Raw genomic sequence first — 21,869 nt, forward strand, 5'->3', positions numbered from 1 at the left:
CTTTTCGGCTATGATAGAAAGGAAGAGGTAGAAAAGGAGTTTGTTTAGATGAATATTAGTCATTTTTCCATTAAAAGACCTGTCTTTACGATTGTTACTATGCTTTTAGTCATCATACTAGGCGGTGTATCTTTATTAAAAATACCAATTACGTTAATTCCAGAGTTAAATCCTCCTATTGGAGTGGTTGTCACCTCTTATCCTGGGGCAAGCCCGACAGAGGTAAATGAAAAGATAACGAAGCCATTAGAGGCTACACTTGCTACCTTACCTGGTATCAAAAAAATCCAGTCAACCTCACAGGAAGGCTCCAATTTAATTGTGCTTGAGTTCAACTGGTCCGCAAATATGGATGTTGTACAACTTGATATTTTACAGCGAATTGATATGACCCCATTGCCTAATGATGCTGGCAAGCCGAGTTTCCTAAAATTTGATCCTTCTCAATTTCCCATTATTCAGCTATCTTTGCGTGCAGAAAATAATCAAGTAGATGTACGTGTATTAGCAGAGCACTTAGAGAAAGAGCTATTACGGACAGAGGGTGTAGCCAGTGTGAATGTTTCTGGCAAATTGATTGAAGAAATCCAAATAACATTGGATGAAGCAAAGCTAGTTGAAAAAGGCTTGACACAGACAGATGTGATGCAAATAGTTCAAGCGAATAATGTGTCTCTTCCTGGTGAGCCTGTTTCAACAGATGATGGAAAATTGCTAACAACACGTATAGTTAGCACATTATCTTCTCCGGAAAGCATTGCCGACTTAATTGTTTCGGTGGACCCTTTAACAGGCAAATCATTAACCATTGGTGATCTTGCAACCGTTGAGAGGACAGAACAACAATCTATTACCACAACACGTGCAAATGAGCATCCAGCAGTTCTTATGTCTGTATTACAGGAATCTGGTGCAAATACAGCGGAGGTTTCTAAAAATTTCCAAAAATCCTTAGAGGCATTACTAAAGAAAGAACAGTATAAAGGAATCACAGCAGATATTTTAGTTGATCAAGGAAATTATGTGGATTTAGCGATTAGTAATATTGGATCTTCCTTACTCTTAGGTGGATTATTTGCGATGTTCATCCTATTTGTTTTTTTACGTAGCGTAAAGAGTCCGATCATCATTGGTATTGCGATTCCTTATTCCGTTATTGTCACATTTGTTTTGATGTTTTTTGCGAATTTTTCCCTCAATATTATGACATTAGGTGCTCTGGCACTTGGGATTGGTATGCTTGTGGATAATGCCATAGTCGTTATTGAGAATATAGAAAGACATCTAGGACTAGAAAAGGACCCGATTACTGCAGCAAAGGAAGGCACAAAGGAAATAGCCCTTGCCATTACAGCTTCCACTTTAACCACAATAGCAGTATTCATCCCTGTTATGTTCATCGAAGGATTGATTGGTCAAATTTTTAAAGAGTTTGCCTTAACAATCTCGTTCAGCTTAATTGCCTCTTTAGTAGTAGCGCTTACAGTCGTTCCGATGCTAGCAAGTCGACTTTTAAAAATGAAAAACAGTAATTTTTATGTACAACGCAGTAAGTCCCAATTTTATAGGCATTACAAGGCGTCTATTGTATGGGTACTAAAGCATCGAATGCTTATACTACTTTTTACAGTTGTATGCTTTAGTCTTTCTTTGTTTGGACTGACTAGAATAGGTACTGAATTTTTACCGCCTACAGATGAGGGGTTCACCTCTATAAGTGTCAATCTCGAAAACGGTGTCGCTGTATCAGAAACGGAAAAGATTGTTAAGCAAATTGAGGAACGTTTAAAACAGGAAAAGGATGTAGATGTGTATGTTAGTTTAATTGGCGGTACACAACAATCCCAAGCACGTGGACAAACTAACGCCAATCAAGCTGAGATGTATGTAAAACTTGTCCCATTAGCAGAAAGGCAACGCTCCATTTTCGAATTTGTGGAAGAACTAGAACAAGATATACAGGAAGAGCTTGGAGAGCAAGCTGAAATTACTTTTAATGTATCGACAGCTACAGGTTCGTCACCACACACCTTAACATTCCGTTTAACAGACTCTGATGAAAAGAGGCTACAGCAAACTGTTAAGAAAGTGAAGCAAGAACTACTAGCGATTCAGCAAGTGACAAATGTCTCTACGGATTTAGATATTACTGTTCAAGAGATTCAAATTGAGGTTAATCGTGAAAAAGCAAAAGACTATGGTCTTGCTCCAGCACAAATCGCTCAAACTGTAAATCAAATGACAAAAGGTCAATTAACGTCCCAATTGACTACTGATGACGGCGCAGTATTACCCGTTTATACAGGCTTTGGGCAGTCATTTAATACGAGTATAGATGCTTTAAAAGCCATGCAGCTACGTTCGCCAGCAGGATTATTTGTAAAATTAGAGGAAGTGGCTACTGTTTCTATGCAAGAGGGGCCGGTATCCATTCGTCGTTCTGATCAAGCAGCAGCAGTTGCCTTTTTTGTAGATTATGAAACAAAGGAATCGCTCGGAGGAATCTCAGCAAAAGTAGATAAAGCCTTAGAACAAGTTAATTTACCATCTACTACTCAAGTTGTGTTCAGTGGGGACAGAGAGCTCTATGATAGTGCAATCGATGATATGTTACTAGCTGTGATGCTAGCAATCGTGCTTGTATATATTGTGATGGCAGCTCAATTTGAGTCATTTAAATATCCATTTGTGATCATGTTTACCGTCCCATTAATGATTATTGGTGTTGCGATAGCTATGTTCCTAACAAATACTTTAATTGGTGTAACCTCAGTTATCGGTATCTTAGTGCTAGTAGGAATAGTCGTAAATAACGGTATTGTGCTGGTTGATTATATTAATCAGCAAAAAGCAATAGGCATGCCAGCTTATGAGGCAATTTTACTTGCTACCCAAGATCGGCTACGTCCAATTTTAATGACAGCCTTAACAACTATTTTAGGGCTATTACCACTCGCACTGGGCATTGGAGAAGGGACCGAGATGAATCAGCCAATGGGGATTGCTGTTATCGGAGGGCTTGTGACCTCAACTTTACTGACGCTGTATATTGTACCGATCATTTACAGTTTAATGGATAAAGAAACAAGAAAGATGCATTAGGTTCAAGGGGGAATGGGAGATGAAGGTTCATTTTTTTACAGGTTTTCCTGGTTTCATTTCAAGTCAACTAATCCGAGCATTATTTCAAAAGAAACAAGCACAACAAGTAATTGCAATCGTATTGGCAGGTGAAACCATAAAGGCACATAAAGAAAAAAACAAAATATTAGAGGATTTTCCTGACTGTTCGATTCGAATTGTGGAAGGCGATATTACACTACCAAACCTTGGATTAGAAAATCAAACCACCAAAGAAATCGTACCGCAAATTGAAATGCTTTGGCATCTAGCTGCTATCTATGATTTAGCTGTACCACGTGACATTGCTTGGAAGGTAAATGTTCATGGTACAACTATGGTTAATGATTTTGTTCGCACCTTACCTAATTTACAGCGCTATATGTATTTCAGCACTGCCTATGTGGCTGGTACACGTGAGGGCGTACTGCGTGAAAATGAATTAATTCGACCAAGGGCATTTAAAAACCACTATGAGGAAACAAAATATGAGGCTGAGCACCGAGTAGAAGATTTAAAATCGGAAATACCGTTGACAATAATTAGACCTGGAATTGTTCGAGGTCATTCCCAAACTGGTGAAACCATTAAATTTGATGGTCCTTATTTCTTTTTAAACTTAGTTGAACGTTTAAAGGGTTTACCTTTTATTCCGTATATTGGTCAAACTACATCGACGATTAATGTAGTGCCAGTTGATTATATTATAAATGCTTCTACTTTTCTGGTTAATGAACAGAGTGCAGAAGGGAAGACACTTCATTTAACTGATCCTAATCCTCACCCTGTACAGGAGGTATACCGTACAATGGTGAAACTAGTTACAAATTCTTATCCAAAAGGACGTTTACCATTTATATTGGCTAAGCTATCGTTGCAAATTCCATTTATTCGAAAAAAATTAGGTGTTGAACAAGAAACATTAGATTATTTAACATGGAATGCCTCATTTGATACGACTGAAGCACATCATATCTTACAAAAAGGGGGTATTACATGCCCTGATTTTATACAGACGATGCCAAAAATGATTGAGTTTTATTTAGCACATAAGGAAGAGAAGAGCTATCAAATTCAGATTAAGTAACGAAAAAACATATAGATATTTTTGTCAGCTGTAAATGATAGTGCTATAATATTTGAAAGAAGATACCTTCGACAATTTGTCAAAGGGGAGTAGCTAACAGGCAATTAACTTTACCTGGTTTCACATTCGTCAATACATGGTACAACCATCGGGTGTGATAGTGAATGGCTCTATACGTATAACGTGTAGATTGAAGTACCATAAATAGAAAGGGTACGAATTTACTTAGCGAGACCTTTGCCTGAATTAGGGCAGGGGTTTTTTTCTTTTATACTTGGATGACAGGGTCATTGAGGGTATAGAGAGCTTAGAGGAGGCACTAGAATGGAAGCGATTTTATTACAATATGGCTGGGTGTTAATTGTCCTTGTTGTATTAGAAGGATTACTTGCAGCTGATAACGCGGTAGTAATGGCTGTTATGGTGAAGCATTTACCACAAGAGCAGCAAAAAAAGGCGTTATTTTATGGACTATTTGGAGCATTGATATTCCGATTTTCCGCATTATTTGTTATTACAGTTTTAGTAAATTATTGGCAAATCCAAGCGGTCGGTGCAGCTTATCTATTGTTTATGTCTGCGAAAAATATATATGATTTACGGAAACATAAAGATGAAGAAGAAGCAACTGAAAATGCTGGAAAAAAAGGTTCTGGTTTCTGGTTAACAGTACTAAAGGTAGAGGCGGCCGATATAGCATTTGCTATTGATTCGATGCTAGCAGCCGTTGCAATTGCTGTAACTTTGCCACACTTAGGTGAATTTGATATTGGTGGTATCAATGGCGGTCAGTTCATTGTAATGCTCCTTGGCGGATTTATTGGTGTCATTATGATGCGGTTTGCTGCCCAATGGTTTGTAAAAATATTAAATGATTACCCTTCACTTGAAACAGCGGCATTTCTAATCGTTGGCTGGGTAGGTGTGAAGCTAGTTGTCTTAACATTGGCACATGAGAAGGTGGGGATATTGCCTAAAGAATTTCCACATTCCACGGCATGGGAGTTAACATTCTGGATTGTCCTAGTTGGTATTGCTTTTGTCGGCTATTTAGTCGGTGTAAGAAAGAAAAAATAAGTATATGAACGTTGGAGGAATAGTTATCACTATTCCTCTTTCTTTTTTTATATATTTTTTCTATACTATAATCTATCTAGTTGGACATCATATGTGGGAGGAGTTGTTAAAGTGCCTTGGAAAAAATCATCAAATAAACTAGTCACACCATTTCAGGTACTTGTTTCTTATTATTTTATAGCGATAGCGATTTCCTTCCTGTTATTACGGCTTCCAGGCGTTCATCAAGAAGGTGTAAAAGTCTCTTTTTTAGATAGCTTGTTTACAGCAGTAAGTGCAGTAAGTGTTACTGGGCTAACAACAATTAATATTTCGGAAACCTATACTACCTTTGGGCTTGTAATGATTCTTGTTATTTTACAGTTAGGTGCCATTGGTATTATGTCACTTGGTACCTTTGTGTGGCTGCTTGTTGGGAAAAAAATAGGCATGCGTGAGCGTCAGTTAATCATGATTGATCATAACCAGTACAGTGTCTCTGGTGTAGTTAAGTTAATCCGCGAAATTTTAAAAATTTTATTTGGCATTGAATTAACGGGTACCATTATTTTAACGCTACATTTTACCAATTATTTTGATACCTTAGAAGAAGCCTTTTTACATGGAATTTTTGCCTCTATTTCTGCTACGACAAATGGAGGATTCGATATAACGGGAATGAGCTTACTCCCATTCCATGATGATTATTTTGTACAGATGGTTACCATGGTACTGATTGTATTAGGTGCTATCGGATTTCCAGTATTAATTGAATTGAAGACTTTTTTGCTTAATCGACGCGAGAATTTCCGTTTTAGTTTATTTACTAAAATTACTACTTCAACATACGCCATTTTATTTATAGTTGGTGCGCTTGTCATTTTACTCCTTGAATCATTTCATTCTTTTAAGGAAATGTCTTGGCATGAGGCATTATTTTCAGCAATGTTCCATTCTGTATCAACGAGATCAGCTGGACTGACTACTTACGATGTCACGACTTTTAGTGAAGCTACAGATATTTTCATGAGCTTCCTAATGTTCATTGGCTCTTCCCCGAGCTCAGTTGGTGGAGGTATTCGTACCACAACTTTTGCCTTGGCCATTTTATTCTTAATTACCTTTGCTAGAGGAAGAGAGGATATTCAAGTATTTGGACGAGAAATTCATTTGATTGATGTCTTCCGATCATTTGTTGTAATATTATTAGCCTTTTTCATGGTATTAGTTGCAACCCTTATCTTGCTTATAACAGAGCCACATGCATCTCTTATTCAAATTATTTTTGAAATTACCTCAGCGTTCGGAACATGTGGTATGTCGTTAGGCATAACCTCTGATTTATCAGTGGTTGGTAAAATCATTATCATTATTTTAATGTTTATTGGTCGAGTTGGATTAATCTCATTCCTTTATACTCTTGGGGGTGGCGGAAGAGGAAAGAAATCAGGCTTCCACTATCCGAAGGAGCGAGTAATTATTGGTTAAATTTTTAAAGTATGTGGGGCATTAAGTAAGGAAAATTCCATCGTATACCTCATATAAAAGTAAGAAATTATTATCTTGTCATAAAATATTCAAAAAATTTAAACTTTTATTTCCTGATTGGATAGAATGTTTTTTGGGTATTTTTTACAAAGTTCCACCAAACTTTGTTTGAGTAATTTGACCTATATTAGTAAGGCTGGCTATGAGTACTTAACTAACCGAACAATGTAGCGAAGAAAGAATAAATTTAGCAGTATTTATTGTTACTATGAGGATTTAAGAATCGTTTAAGTAATAAAAAAAGCTAGTCCTGATAGTTATCACAGGACTAGCGTTTCTTATTAGTTAGAGTAGATTGTTGCAAAGTAAGGTGCTTGACCATGTCGGAAATAGGTTAACAGATAGCCATTTTTTTGTACAATTTTGCCATTTGCAAACTCTTGGTAGTCAAGAGCATGAGGGATAATCAAGGTATGCTTAAACAACTCTTTTTCAGTTAACTTAAAGTTAGCAAATTCCTCGCCTGCGATAGCTGGATCTTCTCGTAAAGCGTGATAAAGAGCTTTTTGTTGCTCTTCTGTAGGACGCTCATTCCACCATAGCTTCCGTGGTTGGAACTGCTGAGCCATTAAGTAATCAAGCTGCATTAAACTCTGGACAATGTTTAAATTCACATCATCAACCGTTTCTAAAAACATTAATAAACGACGGAATAAATCCTCTAGCTGATGGCCAATACGAGACCAACCTTTTGTTTCCCAATATGTTCCGAAGTTTTGGAAGAAATCAAATGGTGTATCAAAGACCTCTGTAACCAAGTATTCAATCGTATGATCCATGCGGTGATCATTCCAATACTTTTCAAGAACATCCTCTGCATGTTTAATGCGAACGATATCATCAAATGTTAGAACATTATTTGAAAAGATTTCGTAAGGAGATTGATCCACATAGGTATAGCCAAACTTTTCGGCTTCTAATCGAAGTCCTGTGCCGCGTAAAAGTTTCAAAAATCCAAGCTGTAATTCCTCTGGCCGCATTGCAAAAACGTCATTAAAGGTTTGACGAAAACTAGCGTAATCTTCCTCTGGTAAACCAGCAATTAAATCTAAATGTTGATCTATTTTTCCGCCATCTTTCACCATAGTTACTGTTCGCTTTAGTTTTTCAAAGTTTTGACGACGTTTTACAAGAGTATTTGTTAAATCGTTCGTAGATTGAACACCTATTTCGAATCGGAACAAACCTTTTGGTGCATTATCATTTAAGAATTGAATAACTTCAGGGCGCATTATATCAGCCGTGATTTCAAATTGGAATACAACACCTGGTTTGTGTTCATCAATTAAAAATTGGAACATTTCCATTGCATAGCTACGACTGATGTTGAAGGTGCGATCCACAAATTTAATTGTTCGAGCTCCGTTATCCATTAAGAAACGAATATCCTCTTTTATTTTTTCACGGTTAAAGTATCGGACGCCAACTTCAATAGAAGATAAACAAAATTGGCAGCTAAATGGGCAACCTCGGCTTGTTTCAATATATTGAATTCGCTTACCTAGATAGGGTAGATCCTCCTCAAAACGAAAAGGACTTGGTAATTCGCGCAAATCAATTTTAGGTGGCATAGCGTGAATCTTGACTTTTTCGTCCTCTAAGTAACAAATACCAGGAACATCTTCTAACAATATTTCACCGTGGAAGTAGCGCAGTAATTGCTTAAATGAAGTTTCTCCTTCGCCCATCACAATGAAGTCTACCTCAGGTATTCGACGTAACCAATGGTGACAATCATAAGAAACCTCAGGTCCTCCGAGCAGAATTTTAACATTTTGACAGACAGTTTTTAACATTTTGATAACGTGAATGGTTTCTTCGATATTCCAGATATAGCAACTAAATCCAACGATATCAGGTTTTTTTTGGAATAAATCTGATACAATATTAAAAGCAGGGTCTTTAATAGTATACTCTGCTATAATTGGATTAAACTCCGGTAAAGCTGCGCCTTTTAAATAGCGCAATGCTAAATTTGTGTGAATATACTTTGCATTCAAAGTAGTTAAAATAGTATTCATGCAATAATCTTCCTTTCAACATCCTATTGTATCAGTCAAGTATCTGACATACAATATAATTCTTTTTACCTATTTATTTTGTGAACGGTTCGTGAAATAATTTAAAATACTTAAATTTACTAAATTTTGTAATAATAGAATCGTGCTGTCATAAAGTATAGTAAAGGCTCAAAATTCGATTTTAGAGGTTTTTTACTCTTTTGAAAGGTTCGGTGAGAAAGTTGAAGCAAAATGATATTAATCAATGTTTTGGAAATCTTATGAAAAGTACTTCGTCACCAACACTTATACTCAATAAAGCAGGGAAAATTTTGAACGTCAATGAGGCTGCTATCAATCTTTTCAATCTTAATTTAACCTATATTGGCTATTTAGCTATGGACGAGCCATCTAATTTTAAATGGACTAAGTTCGTCAAACAGTTACAAAATGATTTACGTTCAGAGGAAATTTTCAATATTCGCACAGTTGGAAATGACTACGAAATGTTATCTTTTAAATGTTTTTACGATCCCAACACAGAGGAAATTGTTGCGCAAATTTCAACATTAAATGATGATGTTGCCCATAAGTTATATGTTAGCCAAGCACATGAGAGAGCGCAATCATTTAATGCCTACGATTACTTACCTTATGCTGTTATTGTTAGTGACGCTAGTGGTATTATTCTTGGGCTAAATAAATATGCCGAAATGTTTCTGAAAGTTGAAAATTCACAACTTCTTCATAAAGCGCATCAGCATATATTTGATTCATTTACATTGAAAAAAGGGCAAATTACAACCTACCTTTCTAAGTTAATGGGTGAAAAACATGCAAGCATTCATGTAGTCGATGAAACACAAGTTAGCAGAACTTGCTATTATGAAATTTCAAGTATTTTTGATGAATACAATAATATTATTGTCACTGTTATTAATGATGAAACAGAGAAAAAGCAACTTCAGCATAAAGTTGAGCATCAGCAGGCATTAAACGTTGTGGGACAGATGGCAGCGAGCATTGCTCATGAAATTCGTAACCCATTAACTTCTTTAAAGGGTTTTACAGAATTACTAAAATTAAATGCTGATGATGAATCACGCATGTATCTCTCTGTTATTGACAGTGAGCTTCAACGGATGGAACAAATTTTATCCGAATTATTAGTGTTGTCTAAGCCAACAACGATGAAAGTGGAATTATTAGAACTGGATCATATTGTAAAGCAAGTCATTGAGTTTATGCTACCAGATGCACTCATGAAAAATATTATGATTCAGTATATTTCAACCTCTAATCAAGTCTATATTGGCGGCAACGAGAATCGACTAAAGCAAGTGCTGATGAATTTAATTAAAAATGCAATGGAATCCATGAACAATGGTGGTACGATTACCGTCGAAATGGCAACAAATGACTGTGCGATTGTCGAACTTATGATAAAAGATGAAGGTGTTGGCATGGACAGCACGACACTTCAAAACCTATTCCAGCCTTTTTACACGACAAAATCAACAGGGACAGGACTGGGCCTTGCTTTCGTGAAAAAGGTGATTGAAGAACATGAAGGAGTAATTGGCGTTAGTAGCGAACTACAGAAGGGGACATGCTTCCATCTGCAGTTTCCAATTTACACGTTTAATCAGATGGATACAATGGAAGTATCTACAAAAGATTCTGCTTATTTAGTAACATAAAGAAAGTAAAAATGGTTGCATAATGATCAACAAAAACTTCTAAATTATATATTGCTTTTGACAATGCTTTTCTAATGTCGCTATAATGTCATGTATAAAGAGCGAAGTGAGAGGAAAAGAATATGCCGTCAGAAGATCTAAAACAATCTTTAAAATTATATATTGTATTATCACGTGCACTAAAAGCAATTAATGAAACAACACATCAATTATTTCAGGATAATGGTTTAAACCCAACTGAATTTGCTGTTCTAGAACTTCTCTATCATAAAGGAAGACAGCCATTACAGCAAATTGGCAATAAAATTTTGTTAGCCAGTGGGTCTATTACGTATGTCATTGATAAGCTGGAGAAGAGAGGTTACTTATTACGAGTATCTTGTCCTGCTGATCGTCGTGTTACGTATGCAGAAATCACCCCTGAAGGTGAAGCTTTTATGGGAGAGCTGTTCCCAAAACACGAACAGCATTTGCATGAATTAATGAGTGTACTATCCCCAGAAGAAAAAGAACAAGCTATTACGTTATTGAAGAAAATTGGCCTTTCTATAAAGGACCTATCTTATTAAAAAAGTTGTCTCATTGATTTGAGACAACTTTTTTGTTATCAAATAGAAGGACGATAGACTATGTCTATCGTCCTTAGCATTTTATTATTTTTTAGATATAGTTGCTGCCATATTAAGCATAGCATCTGTTAAATCTTGTTCATCATTATCATGAATAGTTAATTTTGTAATGAGACCATCTTTCTCAAGGACAACCCCAATTACTTTCTCAGTGTCGAAGTCCACAACATAACCCTCGATATTTTGAACATCTTTGAATGCTGCTAATTCCTCAGCAGTTAGAGCGACTGTTTCACCCACTGCGTTCATATAATCTTGCATAGTTGTTTTTACTTCTTCAAAGCTCGATTGTGAAGCTTCAATTGTTTCAATACGCATAAACACTTCGTCATCATCATTTGACACTAACATGTCTTTACCAGGCTCTTCTTGTGTCAGTGTAAACCCAGGAAGTTGTTGTAGTTTATAGCTTTGATCAACACTTGCAGATTCAGTTGCCTTTTCTGTTTTATCTACACCATTTTGGACGTATTTTACATCTTGTTGAGGCTGTTTAGAAGCATCCTCTGTATTTGTATCATTTGATGCAGGTGTATCTTCTTCTTCCTCATTTGATTCACCTGCTGTATCATCTCCAGATGGTTTTTGATCGGCAGCAGTATTTGATGGCTCATTTTGCTGAGCATCTGAATCCCCTGTTTTATCAGATGTATTACAACCTACAACTAATACGGCTGTTAGTAATAATGCAAGAATAGAAACTAATTTTTTTTGCATAAAAAACCCTCCTTTTCTAAATTAAACGTTAGTAAAGATAAAATGTTTCCAAATATTAATGTTATGATGTTAAAGGTAACACTAAAAATAATAATAGTACAAAAACGACATGAGCTACAATAACAAGTGGCATACTTTTACGCCATTCATATAAGAAGCCCCAAATAATGCTTGTTACCAATGCAGCAATGACACCAAGCATAAATCCGCTAAGGGCAATTGATACAGCACATAATACTGCGGTAACTAAGACAGCCAGCGGTGGGCGCATAAAACGTTTTAACTGTTGTTGGATATAACCACGCCAAAATAATTCTTCACCTATAGCGACGATAAATACGAGTAAAACATAGTGCCAGATATTTTGTGGTCCGTAGCTTGCTAAAAATTTTTGAACGGATTGTACTAGATTATTATTAATATATGGAGCGAGCCAGTAACCAAAGCGAATAATACCATATGTGATGGTACCGTATCCAATACCAAAGAGTAAAAATTGCCATGTAGGTAATTGATCTTCAATGGAGCCAGCTAAGATGGCAATGGCAATACATACTAGTAGAGTGAATGCATACATGTACCAAAATACAGCTTGGTTAGCAAAGGTAAAAGCAAGCATGCCATAAACGAATAATAAAGAAAGGAGAAATAGTATTGTTTGTTTCGAATTTGTTAGCATATTCGACCTCCATACCTTAATCTTATCAAAAAAATAGTCCCTTATCATCTATTAAGACAAATAGGGACTATTCAGACTATTAAGCTTCATTAGTATATAAGATTTTATATCGTTTATGATTGACGACCGTTTTTTCTTCAATTTCAAGGGAATCAAAATTCTCCATATATGTTAAATTAACGATCACCGAATTTTCATTTACCTTTTCTACAATACCTTGGAGACCATTTTTAAACTCGATAATATTTCCAACTTCAGCTATTTTCACAGACAGTCAGCTCCTTCATCGACTAATAATATACAGTTTGCATGAAAAATTGGTAAACGTAAAGCTTTTTTTAAATAATTCATAATTTATTACACAAATGAGGAAAAGAGAGGAATAAAGTTCATGGAAAAATACGAAAATATGCTTAAACAATTACAAAATGGGGAAAGAGAAAGTATTGAAATCCAAAAGGAAGAATTTTACGAATTTAGAGAAATACTTGTAAAACACCCATTATTTAAACATTTTAGAGGTGAGGCCAAGCAAAATGGGCGAATTATCTATACTTATACTGAAACACCAAGAAGTTAATTTGTCGAACATTGTCGTAAGTTAATGCTGTAAGAAATGAAATATAAATGTATAATAATGGTATGATTATTTGTGTGTGGAGGGTTGTATGAATGGTCAATCTACTCTTGAAACAAATGGAACAAACTCGTGAGATGATGATTCGCTCAGGTGTAGAAAACGGGTTACAAAATGCAAAAACCATTCAACTGAGTCGCAGATTAGATCAGTTAATGAATACTTATTATAGACAGATGGCATTTGAAGAAGAAAAAGACCAAGAAGACTAACAAAAGATTGTTCCAGTATTCAGAGTAAAAAAACATTTTAACATATATGTTTAAAATGCATTTCAATGGGGAATAACTTACTATGAACACAGCAACATTCTCATTTCCCCCTTTAGAGCAGTGATCCCCCAATCACTTGCTCTCTTTTTTTTTGCTTATTCGGTATATATGCCCTACCTATAAATTTTAGTACAAGTTGTGGGAAGAGTTTGAATTATCCCATTCATTCACCTAAACTGAAAAGATATAGAGTTGAACTCTCATGGAGAGTGCAGACATTCTAGAACAAAGGAGCATTGTACATATGACAAAGAAACGTATTGCATTTATTGGAACTGGAGTAATGGGTGCTAGTATTATTAAGCATTTATTAAAAAATGGTCATGAAGTTACTGTCTATACTCGCACGCAAGAAAAAGCAGAACCTCTTGTTGCTTTAGGGGCATCATGGGCAAGCTCGCCTGCTGAGGCATTTAGAAACCATGAAATTGCTTTTACAATGGTTGGTTATCCTTCAGATGTAGAGGAAGTATATTTTGGGGAAAATGGCCTCTTCCAAACAGCAGAACAAGGCAACATTGTTATTGATATGACGACATCAGAGCCATCTTTAGCAAAGAAAATTTATATGCATGCTCAATCCATCGGAGTAGAGGCTTTAGACGCCCCTGTTTCAGGAGGGGATATTGGTGCACAAAATGGCACTTTGTCGATCATGATTGGTGGTGATCAAATCACATACGACAAGGTATTGCCAATTATGAAGCAGTTTGGAGGTAATATAATTTATCAAGGTGAAGCAGGAGCTGGACAGCATGCAAAAATGTGCAATCAGATTGTCATTGCCTCTGGTATGATTGGCGTGTGTGAATCATTAGCTTATGGACTAAAGGCAGGATTAGATTTACCTACCGTATTACAATCGATCTCTTCAGGCGCAGCAGGTTCATGGTCTTTAAGCAATTTAGCCCCACGTATGATAAAAGAAGATTTTGCACCAGGCTTTTATATTAAACATTTTGTAAAGGATATGAAAATAGCTTTAGATGAGTCAAACAAAATGGACATCACATTACCAGGACTTGCATTAGCCTATGAAATGTATGAGAAATTAATCGCAGCAGGCTATGGTGATAATGGTACACAAGCACTCTTGAAGTATTATAAATAATTTGCGATGCGATTATGAATAGGAAACCTGAAGGCTCCTTAATGGGAGACCTTCAGGTTTTTTTGTTTTACTCTTTCCCGAAAAGTTGAGAATCCAGTGAGAAGCTGGATGCGCCTGCGAGAGCAAAGTAAAGAGCTATTGCACCTAATGCTAAATCTAATTCATAACCAGCCAATCCATCTGCCCCGATAAAGCCGATGCTAAGCTTTGCTGTAAAGATCGCCACAATCATTGTAATCGTTAATAAAGCACCAAATATTCTTGTTGCTAAACCTAAAATAATGGCAATTCCACCAACTAACTCAATAATTGCCACAATATACGCCATAAATCCTGGTATACCTAGACTATCAAAGAAGTCAGCTGTATAGCTAATACCGCCTTGAAATTTTTGAAAACCATGCACTGCAAAAATAACGCCTAGAACGATACGTAAAATTGTTGAACCAATATTTTGCATAATAAAGTAACTCCTTTTCTTTTTGCTTACAATTCGTAACTTAGTTTATTTTTAAAAACAACTTTTGTCAAGTAACTTAATGTATTTTTAGAACAGGTTTTTTAAAAAAGTGATATACTGTTAAATAGGAAATAATCTACAAAGGGGGGAAGTCATTTGGATCAAAAAAATATTTGTCCACGATTTGAAAAAGCACTCATGATATTAAATCATCGCTGGAATACGCTACTTATTTATCAGCTACTAGATGGTCCGCAAAGGTATTCGACCATTAAAAATCAGCTGAATATTAGTAGCCGTGTATTAACAGAACGTTTAAAGGAGTTAGAGACTGAGCAAATAGTGCTACGTACAGTAATTCCCTCAACGCCAGTTGTCATTGAGTATGAATTGACGGAAAAGGGTTATGCTATTGCACCTGTGCTTAAAGCGATCGAGCATTGGTCCTCTGAATGGGTAACCATAGATATAGAATGATAAAAAGGTATTCAAGCGAGGGGCTTGAATACCTTTTTTGGGATTCACACAGAAAATAAGCGTTCAATTATCGACCATTTGGCAGTTATTTTTCAGTGAATTTACTGTTATATTGTAAATAATATTAATTTTCTTTAAAAAAAGGTATTTTTTATTTCAGAGAGAAATTAATTGTTTATTATAGAGAATGGAGAGGAGGGTATTATGAAGAAGAGTACAGCTATAGACGTACAACATCGAAGTCAATTAGCCATTTATTTATCATTACCGATACTTTCATGGGCATTTTATGATTTTGCGAATACAATTTTTTCTTCAAATATAAATACAATATTTTTTCCCTTTTACATGGATGAGGTTTTAGGAACAAATGAAATCATGCAACAAGTTGCGAGCACCTTTATATCTTATGCAAATGCCATTGCAAGCTTGTTGCTCGTTATCTTTTCACCCCTTTTCGGTGTGTGGATTGATAACACAGGTTATAAAAAGAGATTTATTGTATGGTTTGCATCCATATCTATTCTGTTTACGTTTATGATGGGAATATTTGCGAATGTACAAACCACTGTCAATTACTCTGGTGTGCCTCTTAGTTTATTTTTGGTAGTTGCAAGTTTTGTCATAGCAAAATTTTTCTTTAATTCAAGTTTAGTATTTTACGATTCTATGATGGGTGATCTAGGAACAAAAGAAGAGATGCCCCTCATTTCAGGGTATGGTGTTGCAATCGGATATCTTGGTACACTTTTTGGATTACTTGTTTACTTGTATGTTGGTAACAGCGATTTTCATCGAGCGTTTATTCCAACAGCCATTCTGTATCTACTCTTTTCATTGCCATTATTCTTAATTAATAAAGATACGCCGATCCCAAAGTCACAACGAAAGTCCTTAAAGTTTTTAGATGGTTATAAAGAAATCATTCAAACATTTAAAGATATGAAGCAATATAAAGCAATCTTTACCTTTATGATTGCTTATTTCTTTCTAAATGATGCCATTGCTACAACGATTGCTATGATGGCTGTTTATGCGACAACAATTGTTGGCTTTAGTTCTGGACAATTTATCGTTCTTTATTTGGTCTCTACTGTCTCAACAATCATTGGGTCACTTGCCTTTGGGTATATTACGAAATCAATAGGAGCTAAACGTGCCATTACAATTGTTGCACTTATTATGATTGTTGCTTTAATATTCGCTGTTTTTGCTTCAGCACAATGGATGTTCTGGCTTGCTGGTAGTCTATTTGGTATATCACTTGGCTCAATGTGGGTGACATCTCGGACATATATTATTGAATTATCACCGAACGAAAAACGTGGACAATTTTTTGGGTTGTTTGCTTTTTCAGGTAAAGTATCCTCCATTATTGGTCCAGCCATATATGGAACTGTTACATTGTGGATGAAGGATTATGGTACTATTGCTAGTCGTGTAGCATTATCAACGTTGATCGTTATGACGGTCGTTGGTCTATTGGTACATCTAAAAGTTAATGATAAAAATGGAAATAGCAAGTAGGAGAAATGTATTGCCTATGATACAATTGAATTATAAACAGATGTAGAGAAAGGAGCGGGGTTGCATTGGAACATAAAGGAATATTATTAGAAAGTGGAACAAATGAGCTAGAGATTGTTGAATTTGAAGTAGCAAACAATAAATTCGGCATCAATGTTATTAAAGTAAAAGAAATTATTCAACCGATCCCAGTAACGTTTATCCCACACGCGCACCCGCATGTAGAAGGAATCATTCAATTACGTGGTGAGGTATTACCTGTTGTAGATATGCTACGAGTATTAGGGATTCAAGGTGCTGAGCGTAATCCACAACAAAAATATATTGTAGCAGAATTTAATAAACAACGTGTCGTTTTCCATGTAGATAATGTAACACAAATTCATCGAATTTCTTGGAATCAAATCGAAAAGCCTTCAGATATGTATCAGGGAGGTACATCACAAGTAATCGGTGTGATTAAACAGAATGAGCAAATGATTCTATTACTAGATTTCGAAAGAATTATGGTGGATATCAATCCTGCGTCAGGAATTAGTGTGGAATCTGTGAAAAAACTCGGTAAACGTGAGCGATCTGGAAAGAGAATTTTAATTGCAGAAGATTCACCGTTATTACGTAAATTACTGTTCGATACAATGAATGAAGCTGGTTATGACAATGTTGAATTCTTTGAAAATGGCCGCGATGCTTATGAATACTTAGAGGGAATTGCGAAGAGTGGTAGTGACATAGCGGAGCATATTCAATTGGTGGTAACGGATATTGAAATGCCACAAATGGATGGCCATCATTTGACACGAAAAATCAAAGAGCATCCCGATCTTCAAAAGCTTCCTGTTATCATTTTTTCAAGTCTAATTACAGACGACCTTCGTCATAAAGGTGATCAAGTAGGGGCTGAGGATCAAATAAGTAAGCCAGAGATTGCAGAGCTCATTTTACGTGTTGACCAACTTATTCTGTAATCACCATGGCTTACATGATACTTCTCAATTTTAATAATGGGTATCCTGCAAGTATAAATAAATGAAAGTAAAGTCGGATGCCTTAATTAAGAGGGTCCGATTTTTTTGTATATGTCCTAATATTATGAACAAAATAAATGGTAGATGCTTGAAGGATGTGATTATTTGAATGAATTAAAAACAGCTATTATTGATATCGGCTCCAATACTATCCGATTAGTATTATATCAATATAATAATGAAGAGGGACTTCGTGAGCTTGGAAATATTAAGACGGTAGCACGATTGCGTACATATTTACAGCCCTCAGGAGAGATGTCTGACGAAGGTATTCAAGTGTTATCAGAAACTTTATTGACATTTAAAGCCATGCTTGAGGATTTTGAAGTAACAGATGTAATAGCTGCTGCGACTGCTGCTATTCGACAAGCCACTAATCGAGACAAAATTATTGAGGAAATGAAAGAACGGACTGGTATCCAAATACAGCTTTTATCAGAAGAAGAAGAAGCCTATTTTGGATACGTTGCTGTTGCTTATTCCATGGGTACGAAATCGGCCGTAACGATAGATATCGGTGGTGGTAGTACCGAAATTACGCTGTTTGAAAATAAAGAAATTCAGCAATCACATAGTTTCCCTTTTGGGACAGTTTCTTTAAAGCAACGTTTTGTAAAAGGTGAAATTATTAATAGTAGTGAGAAAAAAGAGCTTCTTGCCTTTGTCAAAGAGCAGTTCCAAACACTCCCTTGGATAAAAAATGTTGCTCTACCCATTATCGCAATTGGTGGTAGTGCGCGGAATATTGCTCAAATACATCAACAAAAGCATGATTACCCTATTGCCAGCGTTCATGGTTATGAAATGACGAAGGAAAATTTGGATGATTTAAGCTTATTTTTAGGGCAATTAAGCTTTCAGGAATTGAAACAATTGGATGGGCTCTCATCTGACCGCGCAGATATCATTGTTCCTGCATTAGAGGTATTTAGAATATTGATGGAGGTAGTTGGTAGTGAGACCTTCCAACTGACCAAGCGAGGTTTACGTGAGGGACTCATTATTCAACGGATTTTGCAAACAGATCCACAGGCGTTTGATAAAGATAATGTATTTGAAGGAAATGCTAGAAGATTAGCACGTCAGTATGGTCGGAGTGAAATGGAAGTAGATTATTTAATGCATTTAGCAGACCAATTGTATCGTGAATGTTGTCATTTAGGCTACTTGCAATATCATCCAGAAGATTTGCATTTATTAGCAAAAGCGGCGAAGGTTTTTAATATAGGAGAGTATATCGAATTAAGCTCTTCAAGCCAACATACTTTTTATTTAATTGCGAATCAGTCCATTGATGGTTTAAATCATTTAGAACGAGTAAAACTAGCACTTCTTGCCTCCTATAAAAATAAAGATTATTTCGAACGTTTTGCTGCTCCATTTGCTACATGGATGAGTCGGGAGGAACATCGTAAAATAAGAGATTTCGGAGCGTTATTAAAATTTGTCTATGCATTAAATGTTTCAAAACGCAATATAGTACATGCTATTGAAATGCACACAGAAGAAGATCATGTTCAGCTTAATATTTATGTAAAAAAGAATGCTGCGGCTGAAAAATATCAAGCCAATCGACATAGAAAGCATTTAGAACGTGCATTAAAAATCCCAATGAAGATCAATTTTATTGAAGAAGGGTGGAACAATGGATGACAACTGAAGTAACGAAAAACGAGCTACATGGGGAAGAATTTTCCGAAAACTACAATCTATTGTTAGAGGAAATTGCAAAGCCTCAATATTATAATAATCGCGAATTAAGCTGGCTTGCCTTTAATGAGCGAGTGCTAGAGGAAGCAGAGGATATTAATAATCCTCTGCTTGAACGTTTAAAATTTTTAGCTATATTTAGTTCCAATTTAGATGAATTTTTTATGGTACGTGTTGCAGGCTTACAGGACCAGGTTCGTGCTGGTTTTCATAAGCCCGAAAACAAATCTGGCTTAACGCCGAAGGAACAGTTGGCCAAAATAGCAGAACGCACACAAGCATTAGTGCGTCGACAAACTGAGGTATATAGACATTTAATCTATGATTTACTGCCTCAACATAATGTACATATTGCGGACATGAAAGATTTAAATAGCAAGCAAAAATCATTTATCAATGAAATGTTTGCAGAAACTATCTTCCCTGTTTTAACACCTGTTGCAGTGGATGCGTATCGTCCTTTCCCAACTTTGCTTGGTAAAACTTTGAATTTACTAGTGCTGTTAGAGCAGGATGAGTCAGATCTTGAAAGTCGTGAAAGAGTGGCGATTGTCCAGGTTCCATCTGTGCTAGATCGCTATATAAAAGTACCGTCCGAAGAAGGAAAGACAGTTGTAGTTTTATTGGAGGATGTGATAGTAGCACATATTGAAAAGCTGTTTTATGGCTATAGCGTAAAATCAGCACAAGCCTTCCGCTTAACAAGAAATGCAGATTTAACTATCCATGAAGAAGGGGCTCGAGATCTTCTCGTGGAGATCGAAAAAGAGCTGAAAAAGCGAAAGTGGGGAGTAGGAAGCCGTTTAGAAGTTCGAGTGGGAGAAATGAACGAGGAAGTGCTGCAATACTTACTAGATGAATTCGAAATAGAAGAATCCGATGTATTCCATATTGATGGTCCTTTGGATTTAACGTTTATGTTCTCTTTTGTGAAAGGTATTTCAGTAGGTCGTGAGCATTTAGAATATGAAAGCTTTATCCCACAGCCACCTTTAGATTTACAGTCTGACGAAAATATTTTCGAAAAAGCACTTCAACAGGATATATTTTTCCATCATCCATATGAATCTTTTGCCCCTATTGTTGATTTTATTTCTGAGGCCGCTGTCAACCCGAATGTGTTGGCTATAAAACAGACATTATATCGAGTAAGCGGGAATTCCCCTATTATTCAAGCGTTAAAACTTGCCGCTGAAAACGGTAAACAAGTAACGGTATTAGTGGAACTAAAGGCACGTTTCGATGAAGAAAATAATGTACACTGGGCAAAACAATTAGAACAAGCAGGTTGTCTTGTGATTTATGGGATGAATAATTTAAAAACACACTCAAAAATCACGCTAGTCGTTAGTCGTCGAAACGGCAAAATTGAACGTTTTGTCCATTTGGGTACCGGAAATTATAATGATGCTACTGCAAAAATTTATACGGATATGGGCATAATAACGACAGATAAAGAGTTTGGCATTGATGCGACAAATTTCTTTAACTACTTAAGTGGCTATACAGAAAAACCTACCTTTAATCATTTAGTCGTTGCACCATTTGATATACGAGATGAGTTTATTCGTTTAATGGATGAGGAAATTGCCTGTCATAAAAAATATGGAAATGGTTTTATCCGTGCAAAAATGAATTCATTGACAGACAAAGATTTAATGATGAAGCTTTATGAGGCATCCATTGCGGGTGTAAAGGTCGAACTTATTATTCGTGGTATATGCTGTATTAGACCAGGAATCCCAGGTATTAGTGAAAACATTACCGTAACAAGTATTGTTGGTCGTTTCCTTGAACACTCTCGTATTTATTGGTTCCATCATAATGGGGAAAATAAAGTATATTTATCCTCTGCAGATATGATGACACGTAATATGATTAAACGTGTAGAAATTTTATTCCCTGTATATGCAAGTGAAGCAAAAACTCGTATTATTGACATAATGAATGCACAATTAATGGATACTGCGAAAGCCCGTATTCAAGACTCTAATGGTAAGTATCATTATAAAGAGTTTGATCGTAGCGAAGATCCATTAAATAGCCAGGAAATTTTCTTGAAGGATGCATTAAAGCCTACGCTAGACGAAGAATAGAGCAAACACGCTACT

At 36.0% G+C, this 21,869-nt stretch carries 19 protein-coding genes; 14 read left to right on the forward strand and 5 right to left on the reverse strand.

The window, feature by feature from the left end; all coding sequences use genetic code 11:
* Positions 1-48: 48 nt before the first annotated feature.
* The 4 genes from PSR12_RS03940 to PSR12_RS03955 all read left to right on the forward strand — a co-directional run bounded on the left by PSR12_RS03940 (position 49) and on the right by PSR12_RS03955 (position 6,751).
* Positions 49-3,102: an efflux RND transporter permease subunit gene (locus PSR12_RS03940; RefSeq protein WP_274771726.1), complete on the forward strand. Its 3,054-nt coding sequence runs from the start codon at positions 49-51 to the stop codon at positions 3,100-3,102.
* 19 nt (positions 3,103-3,121) lie between these two features.
* Positions 3,122-4,207: an SDR family oxidoreductase gene (locus PSR12_RS03945; protein WP_221679558.1), complete on the forward strand. Its 1,086-nt coding sequence runs from the start codon at positions 3,122-3,124 to the stop codon at positions 4,205-4,207.
* A gap of 324 nt (positions 4,208-4,531) precedes the next feature.
* On the forward strand, positions 4,532-5,284 hold the full coding sequence (locus tag PSR12_RS03950; RefSeq protein WP_004224572.1) for a TerC family protein: 753 nt from the start codon (positions 4,532-4,534) through the stop codon (positions 5,282-5,284).
* Between the two features lie 111 nt (positions 5,285-5,395).
* The gene (locus tag PSR12_RS03955) at positions 5,396-6,751 is read left to right on the forward strand and encodes a TrkH family potassium uptake protein (protein ID WP_054549806.1); all 1,356 of its coding nucleotides are present in this window, start codon (positions 5,396-5,398) and stop codon (positions 6,749-6,751) included.
* Between the two features lie 341 nt (positions 6,752-7,092).
* Here the strand turns inward: PSR12_RS03955 and PSR12_RS03960 are convergent, their stop codons facing one another.
* The gene (locus PSR12_RS03960) at positions 7,093-8,832 is read right to left on the reverse strand and encodes a B12-binding domain-containing radical SAM protein (protein WP_274771727.1); all 1,740 of its coding nucleotides are present in this window, start codon (positions 8,830-8,832) and stop codon (positions 7,093-7,095) included.
* 311 nt (positions 8,833-9,143) lie between these two features.
* Between PSR12_RS03960 and PSR12_RS03965 the strand changes: the two genes are divergently transcribed.
* The gene (locus PSR12_RS03965) at positions 9,144-10,511 is read left to right on the forward strand and encodes an ATP-binding protein (protein WP_255600428.1); all 1,368 of its coding nucleotides are present in this window, start codon (positions 9,144-9,146) and stop codon (positions 10,509-10,511) included.
* Positions 10,512-10,633: 122 nt separating this feature from the next.
* Positions 10,634-11,080 (forward strand): MarR family winged helix-turn-helix transcriptional regulator, encoded by a 447-nt coding sequence (locus tag PSR12_RS03970; protein ID WP_004224579.1) that lies wholly within the window; start codon positions 10,634-10,636, stop codon positions 11,078-11,080.
* A gap of 84 nt (positions 11,081-11,164) precedes the next feature.
* Here PSR12_RS03970 and PSR12_RS03975 read toward each other — a convergent pair whose 3' ends face one another.
* The 3 genes from PSR12_RS03975 to PSR12_RS03985 form a co-directional block, all read right to left on the reverse strand.
* Positions 11,165-11,857, reverse strand: a complete 693-nt coding sequence (locus tag PSR12_RS03975) for a hypothetical protein (RefSeq protein WP_048391996.1) — start codon at positions 11,855-11,857, stop codon at positions 11,165-11,167.
* A gap of 61 nt (positions 11,858-11,918) precedes the next feature.
* A complete protein-coding gene (locus PSR12_RS03980) occupies positions 11,919-12,536 on the reverse strand; it encodes a CPBP family intramembrane glutamic endopeptidase (protein ID WP_221679565.1) in 618 nt (205 codons plus the stop codon).
* 79 nt (positions 12,537-12,615) lie between these two features.
* Positions 12,616-12,804, reverse strand: a complete 189-nt coding sequence (locus PSR12_RS03985) for a YkvS family protein (protein ID WP_004224583.1) — start codon at positions 12,802-12,804, stop codon at positions 12,616-12,618.
* Between the two features lie 123 nt (positions 12,805-12,927).
* Between PSR12_RS03985 and PSR12_RS03990 the strand changes: the two genes are divergently transcribed.
* The 3 genes from PSR12_RS03990 to PSR12_RS04000 all read left to right on the forward strand — a co-directional run bounded on the left by PSR12_RS03990 (position 12,928) and on the right by PSR12_RS04000 (position 14,556).
* Complete coding sequence (locus tag PSR12_RS03990) at positions 12,928-13,116, forward strand: hypothetical protein (RefSeq protein ID WP_016992451.1); 189 nt, start codon at positions 12,928-12,930, stop codon at positions 13,114-13,116.
* Between the two features lie 92 nt (positions 13,117-13,208).
* Positions 13,209-13,385 (forward strand): aspartyl-phosphate phosphatase Spo0E family protein, encoded by a 177-nt coding sequence (locus PSR12_RS03995; protein WP_004224595.1) that lies wholly within the window; start codon positions 13,209-13,211, stop codon positions 13,383-13,385.
* Between the two features lie 304 nt (positions 13,386-13,689).
* Positions 13,690-14,556 carry an NAD(P)-dependent oxidoreductase gene (locus tag PSR12_RS04000; RefSeq protein ID WP_221679569.1) on the forward strand — a complete coding sequence of 289 codons (867 nt, stop codon included), beginning with the start codon at positions 13,690-13,692 and terminating at the stop codon, positions 14,554-14,556.
* 67 nt (positions 14,557-14,623) lie between these two features.
* Here the strand turns inward: PSR12_RS04000 and PSR12_RS04005 are convergent, their stop codons facing one another.
* Positions 14,624-15,016 carry a DoxX family protein gene (locus PSR12_RS04005; RefSeq protein ID WP_221679571.1) on the reverse strand — a complete coding sequence of 131 codons (393 nt, stop codon included), beginning with the start codon at positions 15,014-15,016 and terminating at the stop codon, positions 14,624-14,626.
* Between the two features lie 156 nt (positions 15,017-15,172).
* Here PSR12_RS04005 and PSR12_RS04010 point away from each other — a divergent pair, with 156 nt between their 5' ends.
* From PSR12_RS04010 to PSR12_RS04030, 5 genes are all read left to right on the forward strand, one after another.
* Positions 15,173-15,493: a winged helix-turn-helix transcriptional regulator gene (locus PSR12_RS04010; protein WP_221679573.1), complete on the forward strand. Its 321-nt coding sequence runs from the start codon at positions 15,173-15,175 to the stop codon at positions 15,491-15,493.
* 204 nt (positions 15,494-15,697) lie between these two features.
* Positions 15,698-17,020: an MFS transporter gene (locus PSR12_RS04015; protein WP_274771738.1), complete on the forward strand. Its 1,323-nt coding sequence runs from the start codon at positions 15,698-15,700 to the stop codon at positions 17,018-17,020.
* A gap of 65 nt (positions 17,021-17,085) precedes the next feature.
* A complete protein-coding gene (locus PSR12_RS04020) occupies positions 17,086-17,988 on the forward strand; it encodes a chemotaxis protein (RefSeq protein ID WP_004224606.1) in 903 nt (300 codons plus the stop codon).
* A gap of 165 nt (positions 17,989-18,153) precedes the next feature.
* Entirely contained in the window at positions 18,154-19,701 is a 1,548-nt protein-coding gene (locus PSR12_RS04025) for a Ppx/GppA phosphatase family protein (protein WP_257521224.1), read from the forward strand.
* Complete coding sequence (locus tag PSR12_RS04030; RefSeq protein WP_221679578.1) at positions 19,698-21,854, forward strand: RNA degradosome polyphosphate kinase; 2,157 nt, start codon at positions 19,698-19,700, stop codon at positions 21,852-21,854. Before PSR12_RS04025 ends, PSR12_RS04030 begins: the two co-directional genes overlap by 4 nt.
* Positions 21,855-21,869: the final 15 nt, after the last annotated feature.

Source organism: Lysinibacillus sp. G01H (assembly GCF_028872195.1).
Taxonomy (GTDB): domain Bacteria; phylum Bacillota; class Bacilli; order Bacillales_A; family Planococcaceae; genus Lysinibacillus; species Lysinibacillus capsici.